The sequence below is a fragment of the Georgenia sp. genome, assembly GCF_054605595.1.
Map to the genome: position 1 here is coordinate 1 of NZ_JBTSDU010000174.1, position 5,138 is coordinate 5,138.

The window sequence follows — 5,138 nt, forward strand, 5'->3', positions numbered from 1 at the left end:
CGGCGCGGGGGCCGCGGCCTGGGGATGGACGGCGGGCTCGGCCGGCGGGAAGCTCGGTGGCATGGGTTCGCCGTCGCCGGGGCCCGGCGTCTCAGGGTCTGGCGCCCCGGTGCTGGTGGTGCTCACGTCGGCGCCTCAGCTCCCTCGTGTCTGGTGGTGTCCGGAGGCCCCCTGCCGGTGAGCACACCTCGGGGAGACCTTATCCCCGGCGGCACGTCCTCGACGCCCGGCGGAGCCCCGTGCCGGCTGCGGGCCCGATGCGTGCCGGGCAGCACACTGCCCGGCACACGGGGCGTGCCGGGCTGTGGTGGGGGGCGTCAGCGCGCGGTGCTGTCGCGCTTCTCCTTGATCTTGGCCTTCTTGCCACGCAGGCTGCGCAGGTAGTACAGCTTGGCGCGGCGGACGTCACCGCGGGTCACGACCTCGATGGAGTCGATCGACGGCGAGTGCACCGGGAACGTGCGCTCGACACCGACGCCGAAGCTGACCTTGCGGATCTTGAACGTCTCGCGCACACCGGAGCCGGAGCGGGCGATCACGATGCCCTGGAACACCTGGATGCGGGACCGGGTGCCCTCGACGACCTTGACGTTCACCTTGAGGGAGTCGCCGGCGCGGAAGGCGGGGATGTCGTCGCGCAGCGAGGCGGCGTCGACGAAGTCGAGGGTCTGCATGTGATCTCTTCCCGCTCGTGCCACAGGTCACGTGCGATGGTCGTGGCGGGAACCCGCCTTGTCGGTCGTGGGTGCTCGGCGTCCGCGTGCCGCCAGACTCCCCCCGTGGCAGGGCTGGTGGCGTGGTACCGCGACGCACGGCCTCGCCATTCTGCCACAGTCGGGGCGTCCGGTCCTACCGGGGCGGGTGCGGGGCTGGTGTGGTCCGCCCCACGGTCGCCGTATCCAGGTCGCGGACCATGACGAGGTCCTCCTCCACCGCGGCCCCGACCCGGAAGCGCCTCGTGCCCGCGGTGACGAAGCCCTGACGGGTGTAGCTGCGCTGGGCCCGGCGGTTGGCGCTGTTGGTGCCGAGCCACAGGGCGGCGACGGGTCGGCCGTCGACGGCGGTGCCCGCCGCCAGGGCGGTCGAGGCCCGCAGCAAGGTGCCCGCCAGCCCGGTGCCCTGGAAATCGGGCCGGACGTAGCACTTGCTCAGCTCGGCGGCGGGCCGGGCGGTCACGAGCGCGGCGACGTCGTCGGCGTAGGGCGGTTCGACCGCGGTGTGCGGCAGGACCAGGAGGGTGTAGCCGACCGGGGTGCCCTCGGCGACGGCGACGGCGACGAGCACGCGGTACCGGGCGGGCTCGGCGAGGTAGCCGGCGAAGTGCTCGGGGGTGAGGTGGGCGTCGACGAACGCCTGGACGTCCTCGGCGCTCATCTGGGGCGGGCACGCCAGGGGGAACGTGGCCGCGGCGAGCGCGGCGACGGCGAGCACGTCCGCCGGCCGACCGGCCCGGACCTGCACCTGGACCGGGCCGGCAGCGCCGCGCGGCACGTACCAGCCCGCCTCCGCGAGGAGCGCCCGGTCGGCCTTGTCCAGCGTCTCGGGGTCCAGCGCGGCGATCATGTCGGCGCGCCGGTCGGCGGTGCGCCGGAGCGCCTGGTCGCGGCGCCAGCGGGCCACCCGGCCGTGGTCGCCTGAGGTCAGCACCTCCGGGACCGCCAGGTCCGCCCACACGGGAGGCTTGGTGTAGACGGGGTACTCGAGCAGGCCGGCGGCGCCGTGCGACTCCTCCACGAGCGAGGCGGGGTTGCCGATGACGCCGGGCAGCAGGCGCGCCACGGCCTCGACGACGACGAGCGCGGCGACCTCGCCGCCGTTGAGGACGTAGTCGCCGAGCGAGAACTCACGGACCTCGACGCCCCCGTCCGCGCCGAAGTGCTCCGCCACGCGGGCGTCGATGCCCTCGTAGCGGCCGCACGCCAACACGAGCTGGTCGGCGGCGGCGAGGTCGTGCGCCGTCGCCTGGGTGAACCGCTCCCCCGACGGCGTCGGGATGAGCAGCACCCGACGCCCGGCGGGCTCGCCGGCGCCCAGCACGTCCTCGAGCGCACGGCCCCACACATCCGGGCGCATGACCATGCCCGCGCCACCACCGAACGGGGTGTCGTCGACGGTGCGGTGCCGGTCGCTCGTCCAGTCCCGCAGGTCGTGGACCCGCAGGTCGAGCAGGCCGTCCCGCCGGGCCTTGCCGACCAGGGAGAGATCGAGCGCGTCGAGGTAGGCCGGGAAGATCGAGACGACGTCGATCCGCACGGCTAGCCCTCGGCCGGGCTGTCGGCCGCATCGGCCGGGGTATCGCCCGGGTCGCCCGGGTCGGCCGGGTCCGCGACGAAGAGCCCCCGCGGCGGGTCGACGGTGATCGTGCCGGCGTCGACGTCGACGGCGGGGACGATCGCCTCGACGAAGGGGACACGGGCCTGCGCCCCGTCGGGCTCGTCGACCACGAGGACATCGTGCGCGGGCATGGTCTCGAGGTCGCTCACCGTGCCCAGCTCGCGTCCGTCGACGTGGACGACCCGCAGGCCGACGAGCTCGTGGGGGTACCAGCCGTCCGCGTCCTCGCCCTCGTCCTCATCGGTCTCGACGACGATGCGGACGCCACGCAGGGACTCCGCCTCGGCGCGGTCGTGCGCCCCGTCGAAGACGACGTAGGTGGCCTCGCCCTGCGTCCGGGACCGCGCGATCGTGAGCGGGCCCGCGTCGGCCGGCTCGGTCTCGACCCGGTTCCCCACCGCCAGCCGCCGCCCCGGGTCGTCGGTGCGCACGTCCAGCCGCACCTCGCCCCGTAGCCCGTGGGGTGCCCCGATGATGGCGACGGTCAGCAGCACGCCCGCTCCTCCGTGGGCAGCCGTGTGTGGGTGTCCCGAGCTCGGGACACCCGGTCATGACAGCAGACCCGGCCCGCGAAGTCACGTGGGCCGGGTCTGTGGTGCGTTCGGTCTCAGCTGCGGTCGGTGTCGACCACGTCGACCCGGACGGGTCCCGTGGTGGACAGGGCACCGACCACCGTGCGCAGGGCGCGGGCGGTCCGTCCGGACCGGCCGATCACCCGACCGAGATCCTCCGGGTGGACGCGCACCTCGAGCAGCTCCCCGCGACGCAGGGAGCGGGACGAGACGTCGACCTCGTCCGGGTGATCGACGATGCCGCGCACGAGGTGCTCGAGGGCGTCGGCCAGCATCGGGATCAGGCGTCCTCGGCGGGCGCCTCGGCGTCGGCCGGAGCCTCGGCCTCGCCGGCCGCCGTCGGAGCCTCGGCCTTGGGGGCCTCGGCCTTGGTGGCCTCGGCCGCGGACTTGGCCTCGGCCGCGCGAGCCTTGCGCTTCTCGGCGTCGGCGGCGGCGGCCTTCACCGCGGTGGCCTTCGCCTCGGCGGCGGCCTCGGGCGACATGTCCTTGGTGCGCAGGGTGCCCTCGGCGCCGGGCAGACCCTTGAACTTCTGCCAGTCGCCCGTGATCTTGAGCAGGACGGCGACCTGGTCGGACGGCTGCGCGCCGACCGAGAGCCAGTACTGCGCACGGTCGGAGTCGATCTCGATGAGCGAGGGCTCCTCGGTCGGGTGGTACTTGCCGATCTCCTCGATCGCGCGACCGTCGCGCTTCTTGCGGCCGTCCATGACGACGACGCGGTAGTACGGCGCCCGGATCTTGCCGAGGCGCTTGAGACGGATCTTGACTGCCACTAGGTGGTCGCTCCTGGTTTCGTATGGGGTGGGCCGCACGCGAGCCCGGTGGGTTTCGGGTCCTCGGTTGGCCGCAGGACACAGCGCCGGACGGTGAGAGGGGCCGCCGAGCTGAGTACAGCAGGTCATTCTGCCAGATCCGCGGGCGCAGCCCAACCCGGCCTGCCCGGCGAGAAGGTGCCGTCGACCACGCCGACGGGCTCGCGGCCCACCGCCCAGGACCGGCGGACCCGCTCGCCGCGACCAGCGGCGGAGCGTTCAGACCAGCGCGCCCCGCAGGAGCACCGCGCTCGGGCGGGCGAGCACGGTGACGTCCTCGCGCGGGTCCGCGTCGTACACGACGACGTCCGCGCTCGCCCCCTCCTCGATCCCGGGCACGGCGAGGATCCGGCGCGCGCGCCAGCTGGCGGCAGCGACGACGTCCGCGGCGGGGATCCCGGCCCGGGCCACCTCGGCGGCCTCGGCGGGCAGCGAGCCGTGGGCGATGGTACCCCCGGCGTCGGAGCCCATCAGCAGCGGCACACCGGCCGCGTGGAACGCGCGCACCTGCTCGTGGCGTCGCTCGTGCATGCGGCGCATCCGGGCCGCGTAGACCGGGTACTTCTCCCTCGCCTGGTCGGCGAACTCGGCGAAGAAGCCCACCTGGAGCAAGGTGGGCGTGACGGGGATGCCACGACGGGCCGCCTCGGCGATCTGGTCGGCGTCCATGCCCGTGCCGTGCTCGATGCCGTCGATGCCGGCGTCCAGCAGCGGGTCGACCGCCTCGTGGGAGAACGTGTGCGCGGTGACCCGGGCCCCGTTCTCGTGCGCGGCCGCGACGGCGTCGGCCAGCACGTCGGCCGGCCACAGCGGGCGCAGGTCGGAGTCGGCGCCGCCGGACCGGTCGATCCAGTCGGCCACGATCTTGACCCAGCCGTCGCCGAAGCGGGCCTGCTCGGCGACCGCCTCGGGCAGCCGCGCGACATCGTCGAGCTCGAGGCCGTAGTTGCGCAGGTAGCGCTTGGGCCGGGCGAGGTGGTGGCCGGCCCGGATGAGGCGCGGCATGTCCGCACGCTCCTGGACCCAGCGGTTGTCCATCGGGGAGCCGGCGTCGCGCACCAGGAGGATGCCGACGTCCCGGTCGGCCTTGCCCTGCTGCAGCGCGTCCTCCTCGGTGACGACACCGTCCGCACCGAGGCCGATGTGGCAGTGCACGTCCACCAGGCCGGGCAGCACCCAGCCGGTCAGGGTACGGGCCGCCACACCGTCCGGCGGCGTCAGGCGCAGCCGCCCGTCCACCACCCAGATCTCGTCGAGCTCGACGTGGTCGTCGACGACGACGGTGCCGCGCAGGTGCAGGGTCTCGGTCATGGTGTTCCTCCTCGGGTGTCGGCGTCCAGCATGGCGCAGATCGAGCCCGCGGCGCACCGGCACGCCCATCGCCCCCACCGCAGGTCCCCTCTCATCGACGGCGGGTT

At 74.3% G+C, this 5,138-nt stretch carries 6 protein-coding genes; all 6 read right to left on the reverse strand.

The window, feature by feature from the left end:
* Window positions 1–317: 317 nt before the first annotated feature.
* Window positions 318–674, reverse strand: coding sequence for a 50S ribosomal protein L19 (rplS, locus tag ACYC1Z_RS14120; protein WP_461410158.1), 357 nt, complete (start codon window positions 672–674; stop codon window positions 318–320).
* Window positions 675–849: 175 nt separating this feature from the next.
* Entirely contained in the window at window positions 850–2,253 is a 1,404-nt protein-coding gene (gene trmD, locus ACYC1Z_RS14125) for a tRNA (guanosine(37)-N1)-methyltransferase TrmD (protein WP_461410159.1), read from the reverse strand.
* Between the two features lie 2 nt (window positions 2,254–2,255).
* Window positions 2,256–2,828 carry a ribosome maturation factor RimM gene (gene rimM, locus ACYC1Z_RS14130; RefSeq protein WP_461410160.1) on the reverse strand — a complete coding sequence of 191 codons (573 nt, stop codon included), beginning with the start codon at window positions 2,826–2,828 and terminating at the stop codon, window positions 2,256–2,258.
* A 113-nt stretch (window positions 2,829–2,941) separates the two neighbouring features.
* Window positions 2,942–3,181, reverse strand: coding sequence for an RNA-binding protein (locus ACYC1Z_RS14135; protein WP_461410161.1), 240 nt, complete (start codon window positions 3,179–3,181; stop codon window positions 2,942–2,944).
* A 5-nt stretch (window positions 3,182–3,186) separates the two neighbouring features.
* On the reverse strand, window positions 3,187–3,681 hold the full coding sequence (rpsP, locus tag ACYC1Z_RS14140) for a 30S ribosomal protein S16 (protein WP_461410162.1): 495 nt from the start codon (window positions 3,679–3,681) through the stop codon (window positions 3,187–3,189).
* A gap of 258 nt (window positions 3,682–3,939) precedes the next feature.
* Entirely contained in the window at window positions 3,940–5,031 is a 1,092-nt protein-coding gene (locus ACYC1Z_RS14145; RefSeq protein WP_461410163.1) for an amidohydrolase family protein, read from the reverse strand.
* Window positions 5,032–5,138: the final 107 nt, after the last annotated feature.

What these genes read in the sequence shown, in the direction of transcription:
- rplS (WP_461410158.1), bottom strand. Translation starts at nt 674, where the DNA reads ATGCAGACCCTCGACTTCGTCGACGCCGCCTCGCTGCGCGACGACATC.
- ACYC1Z_RS14135 (WP_461410161.1), bottom strand. Translation starts at nt 3,181, where the DNA reads ATGCTGGCCGACGCCCTCGAGCACCTCGTGCGCGGCATCGTCGATCAC.
- ACYC1Z_RS14145 (WP_461410163.1), bottom strand. Translation starts at nt 5,031, where the DNA reads ATGACCGAGACCCTGCACCTGCGCGGCACCGTCGTCGTCGACGACCAC.